This window comes from Lentibacillus kimchii (assembly GCF_055381965.1).
Map to the genome: position 1 here is coordinate 425,857 of NZ_AP043934.1, position 18,480 is coordinate 444,336.

16 protein-coding genes and 1 pseudogene are annotated in these 18,480 nt (G+C 37.8%); 8 read left to right on the forward strand and 9 right to left on the reverse strand.

Going from position 1 to position 18,480, the window contains the following annotated elements; all coding sequences use genetic code 11:
- Nucleotides 1-210: 210 nt before the first annotated feature.
- Nucleotides 211-2,127 carry an ABC-F family ATP-binding cassette domain-containing protein gene (locus ACZ444_RS02690; RefSeq protein WP_382357507.1) on the reverse strand — a complete coding sequence of 639 codons (1,917 nt, stop codon included), beginning with the start codon at nucleotides 2,125-2,127 and terminating at the stop codon, nucleotides 211-213.
- Nucleotides 2,128-2,369: 242 nt separating this feature from the next.
- Between ACZ444_RS02690 and ACZ444_RS02695 the strand changes: the two genes are divergently transcribed.
- On the forward strand, nucleotides 2,370-3,023 hold the full coding sequence (locus ACZ444_RS02695; protein ID WP_382357517.1) for a redox-sensing transcriptional repressor Rex: 654 nt from the start codon (nucleotides 2,370-2,372) through the stop codon (nucleotides 3,021-3,023).
- Nucleotides 3,024-3,094: 71 nt separating this feature from the next.
- Here the strand turns inward: ACZ444_RS02695 and ACZ444_RS02700 are convergent, their stop codons facing one another.
- Together ACZ444_RS02700 and ACZ444_RS02705 are read right to left on the reverse strand one after the other, a co-directional pair.
- Complete coding sequence (locus ACZ444_RS02700) at nucleotides 3,095-3,298, reverse strand: YdiK family protein (protein WP_382357508.1); 204 nt, start codon at nucleotides 3,296-3,298, stop codon at nucleotides 3,095-3,097.
- 6 nt (nucleotides 3,299-3,304) lie between these two features.
- Nucleotides 3,305-4,018 (reverse strand): CPBP family intramembrane glutamic endopeptidase, encoded by a 714-nt coding sequence (locus ACZ444_RS02705; RefSeq protein WP_382357509.1) that lies wholly within the window; start codon nucleotides 4,016-4,018, stop codon nucleotides 3,305-3,307.
- Nucleotides 4,019-4,315: 297 nt separating this feature from the next.
- Here ACZ444_RS02705 and groES point away from each other — a divergent pair, with 297 nt between their 5' ends.
- Together groES and groL are read left to right on the forward strand one after the other, a co-directional pair.
- Entirely contained in the window at nucleotides 4,316-4,600 is a 285-nt protein-coding gene (gene groES, locus ACZ444_RS02710; protein ID WP_382357510.1) for a co-chaperone GroES, read from the forward strand.
- Nucleotides 4,601-4,657: 57 nt separating this feature from the next.
- Entirely contained in the window at nucleotides 4,658-6,292 is a 1,635-nt protein-coding gene (gene groL / locus ACZ444_RS02715; protein WP_382357511.1) for a chaperonin GroEL, read from the forward strand.
- Nucleotides 6,293-6,466: 174 nt separating this feature from the next.
- On the opposite strand, the gene ACZ444_RS02720 is transcribed toward groL, so the two are convergent.
- From ACZ444_RS02720 to ACZ444_RS02745, 6 genes and pseudogenes are all read right to left on the reverse strand, one after another.
- Entirely contained in the window at nucleotides 6,467-6,961 is a 495-nt protein-coding gene (locus tag ACZ444_RS02720; protein ID WP_382357512.1) for a helix-turn-helix domain-containing protein, read from the reverse strand.
- 583 nt (nucleotides 6,962-7,544) lie between these two features.
- The gene (locus tag ACZ444_RS02725; protein ID WP_464433801.1) at nucleotides 7,545-7,760 is read right to left on the reverse strand and encodes an integrase core domain-containing protein; all 216 of its coding nucleotides are present in this window, start codon (nucleotides 7,758-7,760) and stop codon (nucleotides 7,545-7,547) included.
- 24 nt (nucleotides 7,761-7,784) lie between these two features.
- Entirely contained in the window at nucleotides 7,785-8,297 is a 513-nt protein-coding gene (locus tag ACZ444_RS02730) for a transposase (RefSeq protein ID WP_382357518.1), read from the reverse strand.
- Nucleotides 8,298-8,402: 105 nt separating this feature from the next.
- A pseudogene (locus tag ACZ444_RS02735) lies at nucleotides 8,403-8,477 on the reverse strand (hypothetical protein); the annotation flags it as partial.
- A gap of 55 nt (nucleotides 8,478-8,532) precedes the next feature.
- On the reverse strand, nucleotides 8,533-8,838 hold the full coding sequence (locus tag ACZ444_RS02740; RefSeq protein WP_464433566.1) for a transposase: 306 nt from the start codon (nucleotides 8,836-8,838) through the stop codon (nucleotides 8,533-8,535).
- Between the two features lie 443 nt (nucleotides 8,839-9,281).
- The gene (locus ACZ444_RS02745; protein WP_382357514.1) at nucleotides 9,282-10,496 is read right to left on the reverse strand and encodes an MFS transporter; all 1,215 of its coding nucleotides are present in this window, start codon (nucleotides 10,494-10,496) and stop codon (nucleotides 9,282-9,284) included.
- A gap of 205 nt (nucleotides 10,497-10,701) precedes the next feature.
- Between ACZ444_RS02745 and ACZ444_RS02750 the strand changes: the two genes are divergently transcribed.
- From ACZ444_RS02750 to ACZ444_RS02770, 5 genes are all read left to right on the forward strand, one after another.
- Entirely contained in the window at nucleotides 10,702-11,544 is an 843-nt protein-coding gene (locus ACZ444_RS02750) for an MBL fold metallo-hydrolase (RefSeq protein ID WP_382357515.1), read from the forward strand.
- Between the two features lie 13 nt (nucleotides 11,545-11,557).
- Complete coding sequence (locus tag ACZ444_RS02755) at nucleotides 11,558-13,075, forward strand: pyridoxal phosphate-dependent decarboxylase family protein (protein WP_382357516.1); 1,518 nt, start codon at nucleotides 11,558-11,560, stop codon at nucleotides 13,073-13,075.
- Nucleotides 13,076-13,268: 193 nt separating this feature from the next.
- A complete protein-coding gene (locus ACZ444_RS02760) occupies nucleotides 13,269-14,624 on the forward strand; it encodes an IS1182 family transposase (RefSeq protein ID WP_464433229.1) in 1,356 nt (451 codons plus the stop codon).
- Between the two features lie 251 nt (nucleotides 14,625-14,875).
- The gene (locus tag ACZ444_RS02765) at nucleotides 14,876-15,436 is read left to right on the forward strand and encodes a hypothetical protein (protein ID WP_464433567.1); all 561 of its coding nucleotides are present in this window, start codon (nucleotides 14,876-14,878) and stop codon (nucleotides 15,434-15,436) included.
- Nucleotides 15,429-18,476, forward strand: coding sequence for a non-ribosomal peptide synthetase (locus ACZ444_RS02770; RefSeq protein WP_382359303.1), 3,048 nt, complete (start codon nucleotides 15,429-15,431; stop codon nucleotides 18,474-18,476). Before ACZ444_RS02765 ends, ACZ444_RS02770 begins: the two co-directional genes overlap by 8 nt.
- The last annotated feature ends 4 nt before the right edge of the window (nucleotides 18,477-18,480 follow it).

Here is an 18,480-nt window from a genome sequence, read left to right on the forward strand (position 1 = left end):
ACCGGGGATTAATTTGTGGATAGTGTGTATAAGTGTCTTTTAATACGGTGTGAAGGTTGTGCATATGTGCATCATTTTGTGGATGAGGTGAATAATCTAATCACTGATCTGCATGTGGGACATTAATTCACAAGCCGCCCGCGGAAAGCGACGTCTATCTCCGGAGCGGCCTTATTACGCGAATTATTTATTAAAGCTTTAGGTCATAATTCATTCCTGTAAGTCGGTCCATTCGTTCATTAATCGCTCAATTTCTGCGTTTAGATCTTGTCTTTTACCCAGCAGCTCTTGTGATTTATCCGGATCCTCATACACATCGGGCTGCGCCATTTGTTCCTCCAGTTCGGCCAAATCACTTTCCAGCTGTTCGATAGCATTCTCAAGCTCCTGAATTTGCCGCTCTCTGCGGCGTTCTTCACGCTGCTGCTGTTTATCTTCCCGAAATTTTGTTTTGCGCTGGTCATCATTGCTGGCATTTTCGGTTGCTTCCTGCAGCTTTCGAATCTCAGTTTCTTCCTGCTGCTTGGCAACATAATAATCATAATCACCGAGATAGGTAGTCGACCCTTCCCGCTGCATTTCAACCACTTTATCAGCCAGTTTATTGATGAAATAGCGGTCGTGGGAAACGAACAGGATCGTACCTGGGTACTCCTGGAGAGCCGCTTCCAGTACCTCTTTCGAATCAATGTCCAGATGGTTGGTCGGCTCGTCCAGCACAAGCAGATTTGCCTTTTGCATCATCAGCCGGGCGAGTGACAAGCGTGCCTTTTGCCCGCCGCTCAGTGAGTGAACAGGTTTAAAGACGTCATCACCTGAGAACAGGAAATTGCCCAGGACTGTGCGGATATCTTTTTCATCAACATCAGGGTGCTCGTCCCATAATTCATCCAGGACAGTTTTATTCGACGAGAGTGACTGCTGTTCCTGATCATAATAGCCGATGTCGACATTCGTGCCAATATCAAGCGTTCCTGAGTTGGGTTTGAAATGACCGGTGATCAGTTTCAGCAGCGTTGTTTTCCCGACACCATTCGGACCGACCAGCGCCAGGCGTTCACCGCGATTGGCGTGGAATGTCACATGGCTGAATAACGGGTTGCTTGGATCGTATTGAAAGGCGAGTTCCTCAGCATTCAGCACGTCCCCGCCACTCTGACGGTTAATCTGAAAGGTAAATGACGCTGATTTCTCATCGCCTTGTGGTTTATCCAGCTTTTCCATTTTCTCCAGCTGTTTGCGCCGGCCCTGTGCCCGTTTGGATGTCGATGCCCGGGCGATGTTGCGCTTTATAAAATCTTCCATCTCCCGCATTTCAGCTTGTTGTTTCTCGTAAGCCTGCATTTCCTGCTCATAATCCAGAGCCCGCTGTTTTAAGTAATAGCTGTAATTGCCGTTGTATTTTTTGGAATGATGGCGTGCTATTTCGTAAACGGTTGAGACTGTTTTATCGAGAAAATACCGGTCGTGTGACACAATCGCAATAGCGCCCGGATAGCTGCTTAAATAGTTTTCCAGCCAGCCCATCGTATCAATATCAAGGTGGTTGGTCGGCTCGTCCAGAATGAGCAGATCAGGTTTTTTCAGCAGCAGTTTTCCCAGGGCAAGCCGGGTTTTCTGTCCGCCGCTCAGCGAATTTATAGGAGTGTCATAATCGAATCCCCCAAAATTCAGCCCTGTCAGAATCGCTTTAATATCCGTCTCATAATGATAACCGCCAGCTGCATCGAATGCCTGCTGTTTCTTGTCGTAATCGGCAAGGAGCTCGTCATAGTCAGCATTGGATAATGATGCTGTCTGGGTCATCTTTTCTTCCATTCTGCGAAGTTCCTGCTGCTGTTTCAGCAGGTGATCAAAGACAGTCAGCATCTCCTCCCAGATCGATTTATCAGATTCCAGACTCGTGTGCTGACTCAAATAGCCCATGGTCAGATCTTTCGGTTTGAATATATCACCTGCATCATAGGAAAGATCGCCGGCCATAATTTTCAGCAGGGTCGATTTGCCCGAACCATTCCGGCCGACAATGGCAATTCTGTCACTCTCTTTAATTTCCAGTTTAATATCGCTTAATATATCGTCAGCGCCAAATGATTTGGTTATATTGTTTAATTGCATCAGTATCATATGTTTTCACCTCATTTATCGGACGTCTTAGCATCAGCAGGTACGAGCGGCTGCTGAACATGTCGGTGCGGTGAATCTGAACGTCACTCCCCAGTGTATCGCATGACGATCTGAAAGGGCAATCATCGTGTGAAAGGGATCACGACTTATGAAGCAATTTCTGTTAGAATAAGATACGGCATGACTGTTACAGATACCGATCAGAGAAGACCGGATGCGGGTGTCAAATGAGACGAGCATTGATGAGACAGGGAGGATTGACATTGGAGCAGAATCAGATACCACAGGCGACTGCTAAACGGCTGCCGTTATACTACCGGTTTTTAAATAATTTGCATCATCAGGGAAAAGGACGTATTTCCTCAAAAGAATTGAGCGATGTCCTTAAGGTGGACTCGGCGACGATCAGGCGTGATTTTTCCTATTTCGGAGCTTTAGGGAAAAAAGGGTATGGCTACAATGTGGAGTATCTGCTGGGATTTTTCCGGAAAACACTGGATCAGGATGAGCTGACTGAAGTCGCCCTGATAGGAGTCGGCAATCTGGGGACTGCCTTTTTGCATTACAATTTCCTGAGAAACAATAATACCAAAATTGTGTTGGCGTTTGATGCTGACCCGAATAAGGCTGGTTCCGATATTGGCGGCGTGCCGGTCTATCATATTGATGAGCTGGAAGCTAGACTGGCCGATGTGTCGGTTGCGATTTTGACTGTTCCAGCTAAGGCGGCCCAGACTATCACGGACCGGCTGGCTGGCTTTGGTATATCCGGCATTCTTAATTTTACACCGGCACGGATTACGGTGCCTGCAGGGATCAGGGTGCATCATATTGATCTGGCGGTGGAACTGCAGTCACTTGTGTACTTCTTAAAGCATTATCCAATGACATCGTGAAATGCATGGACCGTACGTTTGGGTGCGTTTTCAGGAAACGGCCTAAAAAAAAGAAGCAGTGCATCTGATCACTACTTCTTTTTCTTTTGCTGTTTAATCTTATGATTGATAATAAACATGCGTATGCCGATGCCGAAATCAAGGGTTGCAAAAAACGCCAGCAGAATGGTGAAGACATTCCACATCGTTTCATCGGCACTCTGGATAGCAATATAGGTGAACAAAACACCGAGCAGACAGTAGACGACACCCATTGCTTTCGGCGATATTTTCATAAAGTGTCAGCCCCCTATCAGAATTGTTTGGATGTGATCTAATTCCTGCATCATTTTTTCCAGGTCTTCCGGGTCAAGTGATAATTGCACAATCACGGACAGTGTATTCAGCGCCATGTGGACGATGATCGGCACAATAATCCGTTTTGTCTGGACATATAGAAACGCAAAGACAAAGCCCATTGATGCATAAACGAGAATATGTTCCGGTTCACCATGGATCAGGCCAAAAATCAAAGCAGACAGGGCAGCGGCGAAAAAGAAATTCATGCGTTTGTACAGCCCGCCGAAAATGATTTTGCGGAAGATGATCTCTTCCAGTATTGGTGCTACAAGCGCCGTAATCACCGCGAACAGCGGTACTGTCCGGGTAATTTCCATGATTTGCTGCGTATTCTGTGAAGAAGGATTGATGCCGAACACAGTGGTTTCAATAACGGACGCAATTGTATTCGCGAAATAAGCCATGCATAGTCCGGCAATCCCCCAGAGTATAACCTCCCAGACCGGTGAGGCCTGCGGGTGTGCGGGTGCTTTTATATCTGGTCGCATGAGCCATAAGACTAAGACAAGCGCTGCAAGAAAGCTGAAAATGCTCCAGTAAATGCTGGCGTCGACCTGGCCGAGCGGTGTCAGAATATACAACAATGGTGCAAACACAAATGCGGAAGCTTGCATGATGACGTATGTTAAAATGACGTACCAGTAACGTTTAGGCAAAATTAGCGACTCCTTTAGTTCTAGTTGCTATAGTGTATGCTTGTCATAACGTATTTAAGCAAAAAATGGTATAAAAATCAATTTACACAAACAGAATACGTCTACAGTTTAGCATACATAAGGCCTGTATTATAATCGATTCGATTCACGGTTAAGCGTTAAAGCAAGACTGAGGCAAATGCTTGCATTTTACAGGAAAATTATTTATTATAATAATTGGAATTAGCACTCGTTGCATCAGAGTGCTAATAAGAAGTTCCTAAATACAAGTGAAAAGGAATGAAGGAGGTTGTCGGCATGATTAAACCATTAGAGGATCGTGTTGTCATCGAACTTGTGGAACAAAGCGAAACAACAGAAAGTGGCATTGTGCTTCCAGATTCCGCTAAAGAAAAACCGCAGGAAGGCAAGGTTGCAGCCGTCGGTTCCGGACGTGTTATGGACAGCGGTGAACAAGTTGCGCTGGACGTCAAAGAAGGCGACCATATCATCTTCTCCAAATTTGCCGGAACAGAGATCAGCTACGACGGTCATGAATACTTAATTATGCGTCAAAACGACATTCTGGCTGTCATCGATTAATCGGCAGCACTGAAATGATGTCAGGCTATATAAGATTTCTCTAAGGAGGCGTTTAGAATGGCAAAAGAACTTAAATTCAGTGAAGAAGCACGTCAGTCCATGATGCGTGGTATCAACACACTTGCTGACTCCGTTAAAGTAACATTGGGGCCAAAAGGCCGTAACGTTGTATTGGACAAGAGTGTCGGCTCACCACTCATTACAAATGATGGTGTGACGATTGCTAAAGAAATCGAACTGGAAGATAACTTTGAAAACATGGGCGCTCAGCTCGTGTCAGAAGTTGCTTCGAAAACAAACGAAGTCGCTGGTGACGGTACGACAACAGCAACCATTCTGTCACAGGCTATGATCCGTGAAGGTCTGAAAAACGTTGCTTCCGGTGCTAATCCGGTAGGAATCCGCCGCGGTATCGAACAAGCTGTAGAAGTAGCTACGAGTGAATTGAAGACCATTTCCAAGCCGGTTGAAGGAAAAGAGTCCATTGCTCAGGTTGCAGCCATCTCCTCTGACGATGATGAAGTTGGCCAGCTGATTGCTGAAGCGATGGAACGCGTCGGCAATGATGGTGTTATCACGATTGAAGAATCAAGCGGCTTCAACACGGAACTTGAAGTTGTTGAAGGTATGCAATTCGACCGTGGTTATTCATCACCATACATGGTATCGGATCAGGACAAGATGGAAGCTGTGCTGGACGATCCATATATTCTGATTACAGACAAGAAGATCGGCAACATGCAAGAAGTATTGCCATTGCTTGAACAAGTTGTTCAGGAAAACAAACCAATTCTTATTATTGCCGATGAAGTCGAAGGTGAAGCACTCGCAACGCTTGTTGTGAACAAAGTACGCGGCACATTCAACGCTGTTGCTGTTAAAGCACCAGGCTTTGGCGACCGTCGTAAGGCTATGCTGGAGGATATCGCAACCATGACGGGTGCGCAAGTCATCACCGAAGATCTGGGTCTTGATCTGAAGAATGCTACCATGGATCAGCTCGGCCGCGCTAATAAGATTGTTGTGACAAAAGATAATACAACGATCGTTGAAGGCGCCGGTGACCCGCAGACTATATCACAGCGCGTATCTCAGCTCCGCGCTCAAGCAGAAGAATCAACGTCTGACTTTGATAAAGAGAAACTGCAGGAACGTCTTGCAAAAATGGCTGGTGGCGTCGCCGTTGTTAAAGTAGGTGCCGCAACCGAGACCGAAATGAAAGAACGTAAACTGCGTATTGAAGACGCCTTGAACTCAACACGTGCAGCTGTTGAAGAAGGCATTGTTTCCGGCGGCGGAACGGCCCTTGTAAACGTTCTTGCCAAAATTGGCGAGCTTAACCTGACTGGAGATGAAGCAACCGGTGCCAGCATTGTACTCCGTGCGCTGGAAGAACCAATCCGCCAGATTGCTTACAATGCCGGCCTTGAAGGCTCCATTGTTGTCGAACATCTAAAAGGTGAAGAAGTTGGTATTGGCTTTAACGCTGCTAATGGCGAGTGGGTCAATATGGTTGATGCAGGCGTCGTCGATCCAACAAAAGTGACACGTTCAGCCCTGCAAAACGCAGCTTCCGTTTCAGCTATGTTCCTCACCACAGAAGCTGTTGTAGCTGACCATCCTGACGACAGCGATGGCGGCGGCGGTGCACCTGACATGAGTGGCATGGGCGGAATGGGCGGCATGATGTAATATAGGTTATAAAACCTTGTTATATCAACGTTCATAACCGTTCTAACTAATTTTAGTGTCCGGAAAAGTGACCGATACTAGTTGTTGAGATTTCAGGAGGTTTCCATTGAGTTACTGAACTTATTGGAAACCTCTGTTTTATCCTGTTATCTAATAGCATTCTTTTACAGTATGCTATTTATTTAAGCGAAATCTCTTTAGATCATTACATAATTCATTGATGGAAGTATGGGATAAACAAACAGTAACCTCTACACTGTTTTTATCGCCAACAGTCAGGTATACCCCTTCATGCTTGATTTTATATTCAATATTGGAATAAGCTATAGGTTTACTAATCCTATCTTCGATTTCTTTTTTCTCAAGCAATTCTGGATATCGCTTATAATGTTCTCTAAGCGCTTCCTCATGTTGAATATCAATTATTTCATTATCAAGTACTATCTTTACTTCACCATTTGGAAATTTTCCGTTTTTCCACGCATCTATAATTGTCTTGTGAAACAAATACTTATTATTAATTCTGCTGTAAGGAATTTTATTTTCCTTCACCCATTTACGGAGTTTATATTGGGATACCCCTAGGTATTCTGCTGTATTCTTTAACTTCATTGGTTCAATAAACCAACTTTTAGCTTCATCTTCCCCCCATAAAACAGCACCAATCATCATATCACCTCCTGTTTGGCATTTGATTCAAAGTGCGTTCTGTAATACATGTACTATGAAATTATCGGAGAATCGCACCCCTATATCGAAGACACGAGATGAAAATAAATTGAAATATATTAGAGTTTTTTAAAAGAATTAAGAAGACCTAAAATCTCTCCTTTTAACTAATGAGAGTACTCTTCTAGTTATCTTTTCAAACCCATTCATACTTTTAATATTATTTATCTGTAAATAACCTGAAACGATGTCATTCAAGGGTTTCATATAATTATTGACTATCTTATGTACTGCTTCCTTTGAATTTGGACAAAATGCTCCATTTTTCGGTAACACTTGAATCTAGATATATCTAAATATTCAGTGATTTATAGAGCGTCTACAAACCCCTAGTTTATTTTTTCGATTTTTTGCTCTTTGAATATTGTTTTTCTTTTCCCTTTAGAGGGATTGACCCGGAGCCTCTGCGGGCATGATCTCTATGCCAGGAAGCCAGCTTATTTAAAAATAGTGCTGGCATGCCGAGACAGGCTATCATCCCCGCCTCTCCACGTCAATCCCGTGCGTCGTTTGTTTGATTTGCTTATGCCACTCCATGATTGAGGTTTCTTCGTTTATGTCTTGCTGCTATCCTTCCTTTCTCCCGATTTGCTATCACCTCTTCATCCTTTCCCGTGTGTTTTTGTTCTGGTGTGACATATCCTATAGCTTGATGAGGACGGTATGTGTTATAATCGTCTACAAATTGGTATATATTCTTTTTTGCGTCTTGTGGACTGGTGTATCCCGCAAGACTAATTTTTTGTTCCTTTAATGTGCGATGCTAGCGTTCTATTTTGCCGTTTGTCTCAGGATGTTTATAAGCTGTACGTATTTGATAAATATGTTGTTTCTCCAAGTACCTTTTAAACCGATTTGAACGATACTGACTACCATTATCGGTTACCAATTTAAGCTGATGGTCTTCTGGCAAACTCGCCTTTTGTAACGCGTGTTTAAGGGTATCAATGGTATCCTCCACTGTCATAGACATTCTCAATTCAGAGTGAATTACATATCTTGAAAATCCATCTAAATAGGTGAAGAGATAATAGAAACCATAGCCACTAATCCAAATATAGGTGATATCCGTATGCCAATTTTCGTTAGGTCTGGTTGGCTTGTGTCTCCACTCATCTCCTGCAGGTTCTCGTTTTGGTTCCCCTTTAGGAATGATTAAGCCATGCTTTCTCATGTATCGATAAGCACTTGATTCAGATATATAAACTCCTTCCTTTTCTAGCTCATAAGTCACTGTACGATAGCCATTTAGATCCAGCCGTTTCCCTATTTCCAAGATTTTCTCTACCTCCTCTTGAAGGAGTTGGTCTGGGTGTATATGTGGGATTGGGGGCTTGTCCATTAGTCCAATAAAACCTTGATTTCGATAATTCTTTTTCCATTCATAGTAGGTACTCTTACTAAGATTTAATTGCTTAAGTGCCCAAGATACCGACTTTTTGGGTATAACGTCCAAAAATTTGATGATGGCTAGTTTTTCTTCCGCAGGTAGTTTTGTGTATGTTCCTGCATCAAGATAGGGCTTTAAATGTCGTTTTTTTTTTAAACATGATTACATGATTCTCTAAAGATAAGTCAGCTACCAGCTCTTTTAAACGGTCTACTTCTTTTTTCATTTCCTCTTTCTCAGTATCTTTTTGATTCCTTTTTGAGTTGAAGCCCTCCATTCCGTGTTTCATAAAGATTTGTTTCCACTCATAATAACTTTTCGGCTGAATGCCGACTTCCTGACATAATTCTTTTACAGAAATTTCATTACCCAGCCCTCTAATAACAATTTGAGCTTTTTCTTCAGCTGAAAATCTCCTTTTTGGCATAAAAAATTCCCCTTTCTTATGTTTAATCATAAGCTATAATGAGGGACGTAGACAAACTCGATTATTACCTAAAATCAGGCGTATTTTTGTCCAATAAGATCTGAAGCTAAACAATATCTTGATTAGAGTCGTATGGATAAGCTTATGCTTCAATTTAATATAGGAATTTCAAACTGATTTTGACAATACATATTTTTCTACTGATTAGATTCAGTTATTTTTTTATTTGCGATTTTGTAAATATAAATTTCTAAAATAAATGGAGAAGTCCGTAATAGGCAGTAAATATAATCGCCTATTACGGACTTCTGTTATTATTAATATCCTTATGGAATATGGAATTGTCCAAGGATATTTACAATACATAACTTGGATGGCTTTAAATTAGCTTTCTTAGACTATCATAAGTTTTTTTATCCTTTATTAAGAGATAAAAAGGAATTTTAAACTGCATTGAATTCCTTGTTTTCCTGACTACCTTCATCTTTACTCTTCATTAAAATATTGGTTAAAACGATACCTAAACCAATTAAAGTGAAAGTGTAGTTGTTCATTATATCTATTATATATCCAAATAAAAAGCTTCCAAGAGGCATAAACAAAGATGCAGAGGTGAAGATAATTGAGAAAATTCTTCCTAAGTAATTTTGGTCTACTTCAGTTTGTATGAAAGTGAAAAATAATGTATTGAATCTTACTAAAAAGAAGCCAAAAATAAAGGTAGCGATAAGTGTGAAAGTATATGTGTTAATTATGAAAAAAGGTAAAAAGAATATGCCACATAGAGTGAGTTCTACCTTTAAATTAGACAAAGTAATTGTCTTATTCTTAGATAAGCTTAGTATTAGAGCTCCTAGTACTCCTCCAATTGCTTCCGCTGAGAGTAATATGCTATATGCGCCAGTTCTGTCTATATATTCGTTTACGTATGAGGGCAAAAGAATATTGTAACCTGCTATGAAAAAATTAACTAGTGAGATTGTAATTAACAATCTAAATAGAACAGGTTTACTTTTTGAGTGAATAAATCCTTCTTTAAAGTCATTAATAACAGACTTCATATTCAATTTAGCTTTCTCATTATTAGAAGAATATTGGATGAGCAATTCAAAAAGTGCGGAAACAATAAAAGATACACCATTTATTAGCAGAATCTCATTAATACTAATAAAAGATAAAGCAAATAATGCACCTGCTAGCATAGGACCAGTAATTTTTATAGTTTCAGTTATAGTATTTAAAACAGAGTTTACAGTTTTGAGCCTATCTTTTTTTGTTATCCTAGGTAAAATAGACCTTACTGTTGGTGAGAAAATGGAATGTGTAATGCTCAAAATTACATTCATTGTAATAACTAAGGGTATATTAACCTCTGAATCAATAATTATAAAACTGAATGTAACGCAAGTTATCCCACTAATTATGTCAGTTAAGAAAATTATCAATTTCTTATTAAATCTATCAGCTATAACGCCGCCAAATAGATTGAAAAAAAGTGACGGTATTACACTCAATCCCATTATTAACCCCAAAATCTTTGGATCGTTAGTTACATCAATGACCCACCAATTTAATGCAAATGTGAAAATAATATCTCCTAAGAATGTTACTGAATTCCCACTTACAATTAGAAATTCATTTCTCATTGGCTTTCTCATATAAACATCCTCTCAAATTTTATGTATGATTCTTACTGAAATCACATGAATTACATTTTTACACAATAATAGTGTTTTAATCAACAAATTTCTTTATTTGGAATCATATTAAGTATAAAGTCTTGTTTCATTAGTAAATATATGGTATCGTAGGAAAAAATCTGAAATTATCGAAATTACCGAAAACTTAGAAAGGAGATAAAAAATGTATATGGAATTTTTGGGAACTGCAGGTGCTTTCCGCACTCCTAGACCTGGAAGTAATTCTAAAGCAAGTTTAGAAGCTCGTATGAAAAAAGGTCCTTTTATGAGAACTGGACCCGGAATATTTATACACGGCCCAAATGTATTGTTCGATACCTCTGAAGATATATTTTATCAACTGAATAGAGCAAGCATTTCTTGTGTTAATGCTTGTTTTTATTCTCATTGGCACCCAGACCATACTATGGGACGAAGAATTTTCGAAGTGTTTAATTCTGAATTTCTATCAGACGGAAAAAATACTAGGGTTATTTTACCTGAGAATGTTGCAAGTGATGCGAAAATGAGATTAGGTTTTTGGGATCACTTAAATCACATGCAAGAAAAGGGGGATATCTCACTTGAAGTTCTATCTAATAATGAGTCAGTAAAATTTGACGGTTGCGAAGTAACAGCTTTTCCTCTAAGCAATGATTTCGCTTACGGATTTATTCTAAGAACAAATAAAAATAAAATCCTAATAATACCTGATGAATCATTTGGCTGGTGGCCATCTTCAACTAATTTTAAGGATATTGATATAGCGATTTTGCCCTTTGGCCATACAGAAAGACACTTTACAACTGGTGAATTGAATTACCCTGAAGGTTTGATATTCGAAAGGAACGAGGCTAGTTTTGAAGATTCAATTGAACTAGCCAATCAAATAAATGCTAATGTCACATATTTCACTCATATCGAAGAGTTTGAAAATTTATCATTTGAAGATTGTAAGAAAATAGAAAATGAATTCAGTGGACAAAATTATAAAATTGCTTTTGATACATTTACAATTGATATTTAAGGGGTTTTAAAATATGCATAATAAATACTTTGTTAATGATAAAAACCATAGTAATCTCAACTTATTAGAAGAATCTTTGAAAATGGGCGTGGAATATAAAAATAGAGAAAAGGTTATTAATTATGCCGACGATTCTGAGATCTCATCAATTGTTAGCGAACAATTCCCAGAAGAATCAACGGATCTCGAAAGACTTATTAGTGAGTTTGAAAGCAATATACTTCCTTACTCAACAAATTTCTCCAGTCCTAATTTTATGGCATTCCCTGATTCCGGAAATTCAGTGGCGTCTCATGCAGCAAACATATTATCTGGTTTTATGAATCAAAATCTCATTAATTCAACTCATTGCTCTCCAATAGCAACCTATATTGAATTACAAACTATTCAATGGTTAAGAGAATTGATGGGGTATTCATTTGAAGACATTAGGAATATATCGGATATTACTGACAGCGGTGGCATAGCGCTTACTGGTGGTACTTTGGCAAATACAGTAGGTTTATTATTGGCGAGAGAATCATTGTTCGTAAATGCTAAAAATACAGGTCTAAACAATAAAGTAAAAGATGTTAGAGTAATAATGCCGGAAGGTATTGATCACTATTCTATACGTGTTGCTATGGGGTGGTTAGGACTTGGAGAAGATAACATTTTATATGTCAAAACGAATGGTAATTACACAATTGACCAAATAGATTTGAAGGAAAAAATCGAAAAATATAAAAATAAATATAAATTCATAGCTCTTATTGCTTACGCTGGAGACTCTCGTACTATGGCTATTGATGACTTTAATAAACTCTACACGATTGCTAAAGAACATAATATCTGGTTTCATGTTGACGCTTGTCAAGGTTTTGTCGCCAAGTTTAGTAACACTTTGAAAGCTGGGTTAGATGGGATTGAGTTAGCAGACTCTATAGCTCTAGACCCACATAAAGTTATGTGGCTACCATATAATTTAAGCTATCTGTTAGTTAAAAATCCAGAACAACTAAAGAAGGTAATTGGTGGTAGTGACTTAATAAATAAAGAAGCAATGTCTTTTGGACAGATGACTCCTTTCTTAGGTAGTAAAGCGTTCGATTCTTTGAAACTATATTTTGTACTAAAGAATTTAGGATCTAAGAAGATAGGAGAATTGGTAGATTATAGGTATGATTTGGCTAGTTATTTCGCTGAAAAAATTGATTCTGAAAATTGTTTTGTACGGATAAATGAAGTAACTGTAAACAGCGTTGTCTTTGTTTATAAGCCTGAAGAAGAAATAGAGAATATTGATGCTTTTAATACATTGCAGAAAAGCATTCATCAAAGACTTTGGCAAGAAGGAGATCAGTACTTACATACATTTACCTTGCACGACCCAAGTCAAAAGTTATCAAGTGATAAAAGTGTAAAGTGGCAGATGCTTAGGTTATTTATAGGGAACCCTTTAACAGAAGAAAGTAATATTAATAGATTAATGTCTAATGTAAAAAAGATTGCTGAAGAGGAGTACTCCAAGCTATTCGTTGAAAATTTGTAGAGAGGTTAAAAAATTATGCAAAGTAGAGTCGAAGATACAAAATATAACATTAATTATATTAAGAGAGCGAATTTCATAATTCATAGCCCTTGCGGCGCAAGGACTTAAAAACGTAAAAAAGGAAGTACCTCCCCAAATCTTGTATAATGGTAGTTGAACTAAAACATCCATAGAGATTGGAGGAATACTTCCTATGACTATTATACGACAACCAAGCTTATTTAGCATCCAAGAACTTTATGACATGGAACCTACCCAAAAGTATGAGGCGATCATTTCCGCCGTTGATTTGGATGCCATTTATCACGACATGGCTAAAAAATCCCGTTTGGGCGCGCCTGAAGAGCTGAATGTTGCAGCGATGATTATTTCCGTTTTCATTCGGTATGTTGAACGCATCCCAACCATAAAAGACCTGAAAAAACGCTTAGATGATGATATTGCCTTCAAATTGAATTGTGGATTTCTGGTTTCAGACAAGATTCCTTCGGAAGCTTCCTATTCCCGCCTTTTAACCAAGCTGAGCGAGTCAGATGCATTGGAAAAGGCCCAGGAAAAAGTTGTTCTTCAAGCCATTGCCGAAGGCTTTATCGCTGATGATACAGTCGCCATCGATGCGACTCATTTCGAAGCACGTGATCAGGCCCCGCCTAAAGAAGAAAAGGCAAAGCCGGAACCGAAAAAACGCGGCCGTAAATCCAGGGAAGAGCGTGACCAATGGCTCCAGGAACAAGCTGAGAAAGAAGCGAATCTGCCTCTTTATGACAGGAAAATCGAAGCTCAACTGGATGCATCTTTAACAGAACTTCGAGACGGTGTTCCCCGGGATCCCCAATGGGGGATCAAGAAAAACAGCGAAGGCAAAAATACATTCTGGTTTGGCTATAAAGGACATCTGGCTGTCGGCACATCAAGTCAATACATTTTACAGGCCCTTTTCTCATCAGGAAATCTAAATGATGGAAAAGCCGCAATTCCTTTATTGAAGGGGATGAATGAACGCTTGCCTCTTTCAAACTTGCGTTATCAGACGATGGATGCGGGTTATGATTTTGAACCGATTTACACGCAGGTCTATCGAATGGGCCAGCAATCTATCATTGCCTATAATAAACGCAATGAATCGGAACCCATAGGGTTTGATAAATATTTTGCCCCAACATGTTTCCGTGAACATTCGTACCGTTATGAAAGTTACGATGCCAAACATGAAACCCTGAAGTACACAAACCCAAAGGAATGCAAAGACTGCCCTTTAGCCCATGAAGACATATGCCAGAAAGTATTCAAGATGAAAATCACTAAAGACCTCAGGCGATACACAGCCCCGGCACGGGGCTCTAAAGCTTGGAACACCATCTACAAGCGCCGATCAGCCGTTGAACGTGTCAATGCCTATTTAAAGGAATTCTTTCAGCTCAACAATGTTCGCCATCGTTCAGGGAAACGCGCTCAGATCCATTTTGATATCGTTACGTTGATGTATAATGCATCGAAATTAGCCGCAGACCGCATTGATGCCGCGTTAAAGCAGCAGCAGGCTGCTTAGAGGAATTTTAAAAAAATACACATTAGAAATTCTGCAGGTCTTTGCGTTTTTAATAAGAGCAATTATGAAATTGATTCAAGAGTTATTTAAATGATTTTTTTGAAGACGATGAATTGTTAGTTGCATTAGTATATGGTTCACAAAGTCACAAGAGATTAACAAATAGCAATTCAGATCTAGATATGATGTTTGTCGTTAAAGATGGATTTAAGAGGTCTAAAAAGAATAAACTTATCAGGGAATACTGCAAAATGAGTGAGTTTTTGGGCTTGCCGTTAGATACTGAGGTTCCATATGAAAATAAGTTGATTGTAACTACAAGTGAGGTTGCATCAGCTTTAAAAGGTAGACAATTTTGGGATAACAAATCAGTTTCCATTCCAAGCATAGAGCATACTGAGGAATTTTTGAACTCAGTAAATGTAAAGTATAGGTTAATTCTATCTGCTTTTACGACAGTTCCTTATTTAATTGAAGGAGATATTAAACTAATAAAATCTATCGAAGAATTAGCGTTCTTAAGATTAATTAAATTATTTGAAGCTATTACAGATAAACATGCTTTCTTAATCGAAGAACTAGTGAATTTTTTAGTGACAGATGGAGATGTAAGTGGAAAAGATTATTTGGGATATAAAAGTAACGATATAAATATAGAGGCTTATAGAGCTTTTATTAATGGTCAATTGACAAATTTACATGAATCTGTAGAACTAACTAGTGGTCACTTTAAAATCGAGTCATTAAACAAATTATTCGATGAAAAATACCAAGAGTTTTTGTCGTTGGGAGGAAAAGAACAATATGTATAATATCATTCAAGAATTTAGAGACATAGCGAAAAAAAAACCAAAGCAAACTGCTTTGATAGATGATTCAAATAGTTACAGTTATGAGCAGGTTGAAAAATACACAAATTATTTGGCAGACCATTTTCAAAATGAATTAGGTATTAAAAGGGAGCAGGTTGTACCATTATTTATGAAGCCTAGTAATACATTAATCCTTACTATTCTAGCTCTATATAAGGCTGGTGCTGCTTACCTTCCGATTTCGATTAAATTTCCTCAAGATAGAATTAATTTTCTTATTGAGGATTCTAAGTCGGATATTGTTTTAACTAACACAAATATTGATTGTCAATTAAGCAAAATTAATTATATAAATGTAAACTCTATAACAATTCAAAGAAAAGAGAGTTTTACAATAGTAGACTCTAACTTGGCGTATATAATCTATACTTCGGGTAGTACAGGTAATCCAAAAGGAGTCTGTGTTTCCCAAGACAATTTGTCTCATATTTTAAGAAATATGCAAAAGTATTATCCAGTAAATACGAAAGACCGTTACCTACTAACTACGCCATACACATTTGATGTGTCCGTAGCTGAAATTTTTGGTTGGATAAAGGGACAAGGATCTTTAGTTATTTCATCATTTGAGTCTACAAGTGATTTTAAAAAGATTGTTCCTTATATCGGTGAATATGGAGTAACACATATGGCAGTATCCCCCTCTATATTAGAAGTTATTTTGAATACTTCCACTAATAAAGAATTAGACATAATGAATGATAATTTAAAATATCTGATGGTAGCCGGAGAGGAGTTCAAAGTAAGTTTAGTATCAAAAGTGTTGGATATGTTACCCAATGTTGAGACATTTAACTTGTATGGACCTACAGAAAATACTATTTATACAACTCACTATAAAATCAGTAATAAAAACGAGGATATTAACTCTGTACCCATCGGGAAAGAGTTGGATGATGTTAAGGTTCATTTACTAAGGGATGATTTCAGTAAATGTGATTTCGGTGAAATAGGTGAACTGTATATTTCAGGAGAAGGTGTGGCCCAAGGTTATGCAGGCAAGGAGGATTTAACAAAAGCTAATTTTATAGAGTATAAGAATGATGAAAGGTATTATAAAACTGGTGACTTAGGCTATAGAGATTACGATGGAAACATTTATTTTAAGGGTAGAATAGATAATCAAGTGCAAATTAATGGGATTAGAATAGAGCTAGGAGAGATTGAAAGCTTAATAGAGAAAAATATTAGAGAAATTAAATTCAGTAAGGTGATTTATGAAAATAAAAAATTATATTGTTTTTATATTCCCCATTTTCATGAAACGCTTAAAAAGACATACCTTAAGGAGAAATTGCAAAATATAATGCCATCTTACATGGTACCGAACATCTTGCAAGAAGTAGAAGAATTTCCTTTTAATGTTAATGGCAAAATTGATATTCAAAAGCTATTACAATCTACTAGAGGTAATGGTGAAAATGAGAATGACAAGAACGAAGTGTTATCTGAAAATGAAGAGAAAATACGAACAATCTTTAGCAATATTTTAAATTCATCAAATATAAGTAAATTTGAGAATTTCTTTGACTTAGGTGGAGATTCATTAGATAATATTCAAGCGATTATCTCTATAGAAGAGGAGTTTTCATGTGTTTTGGATGATGACTTTATGTACAATTACCCAACGGTCAAAGAGATAGGCAGTTACTTTGGGGACAGTAATAAAAATATAGGTAAAGCTGAATTTACCAATGGACTCATTGAAGACACAATATCTGATATCGAACGAACTATTGAAGTAAATAATTCCTTGATAAATACATCAAAACAAACTGATAAGCATGGGACTTACTATTATCAGAAAGCTTATATTCACCATAAATTCGACAGTAATATAGAAGTAGAGATGAAAGTGAAAAAGTCTAGAGAAATTGGAGAGATTGTAGAAGCTATAAGGAAAATTATTAGTAATAATTTATTGTTGAGATGTACTCTGGACTTTGAAGGCGAAGGACTTTACTTTAAAGAATTTTGCGATTTAGACCAGGTAAGAATACCAGTATACGATATAAACGAGACAGATTCGTTGAAAGAAATTAAAGACACTATACATGAAAACTTATCTAACAACCATCTTAATTCTATCTTACATCAGCCTGTTATTATTTTTAATGGTAAAGAATTCAATGTAGTGTGGGTCTTATCACACAATATTGCAGATTTCTCTAATGTGCATGTTTTGAAAAGTCAATTTCATAAGATATTGAGAAATGAAGATTATAAAGATAATAATGGAAATTATTTTGACTTCATCGAATATATTTCTGAAAATAATGAAAGACCAAAGGAAGTTCTTGACTATGATATTACTAAACAAATTGATCGGGCCAATAAAATTGATGATTGGAAAGAAAAAGTCAATAGTGGGCTGACAGTATTGAGGTATGCCAACAATACTCAAAAATCCTCTAATGAAACTATAAATGAAATTAATTATTATACTAGCAAACTATTGCTTGAACAACTTGGCGAGAATGAGTTATCATTTAGAAGTATATTCAATATAAGATCGTTTGAGAAGTTTGATTTTAACAGTGAACTAGGTGACTTCCATTCTTCAATAACGTTCCCTGCTTTCAAAGCTGAAAATTATACAGATTATTTACAGAGAATAAACAATATTCTTGATTTATACAAAACAGGGTTTAATCCTATGTACACTGCTTACAAAGATTATCCATTTATGAATGATTATCAAAGTAAACTTAGTGAGATCTATGATAAGAATCCTATCTTGCAAACAAATTACTTAGGGAATATTAAAGGAAATGAGCTTTATGAAACAATTAAATCCTTAAACAAAACTCTGGAACAACTTGAAAAATTCCCTATTAATAGAATATATGTAACAGCTTTCACAACTCAAGGTTTTGTGTACTTAGTGTTTCTAACAAATCCCAACTTTGGTGAAAAAATTCTAACAGATAATGGTATTGAAGTCCTCTCGCTGGAAAAAGATTTTTCTTTTTCAAACTGATTAT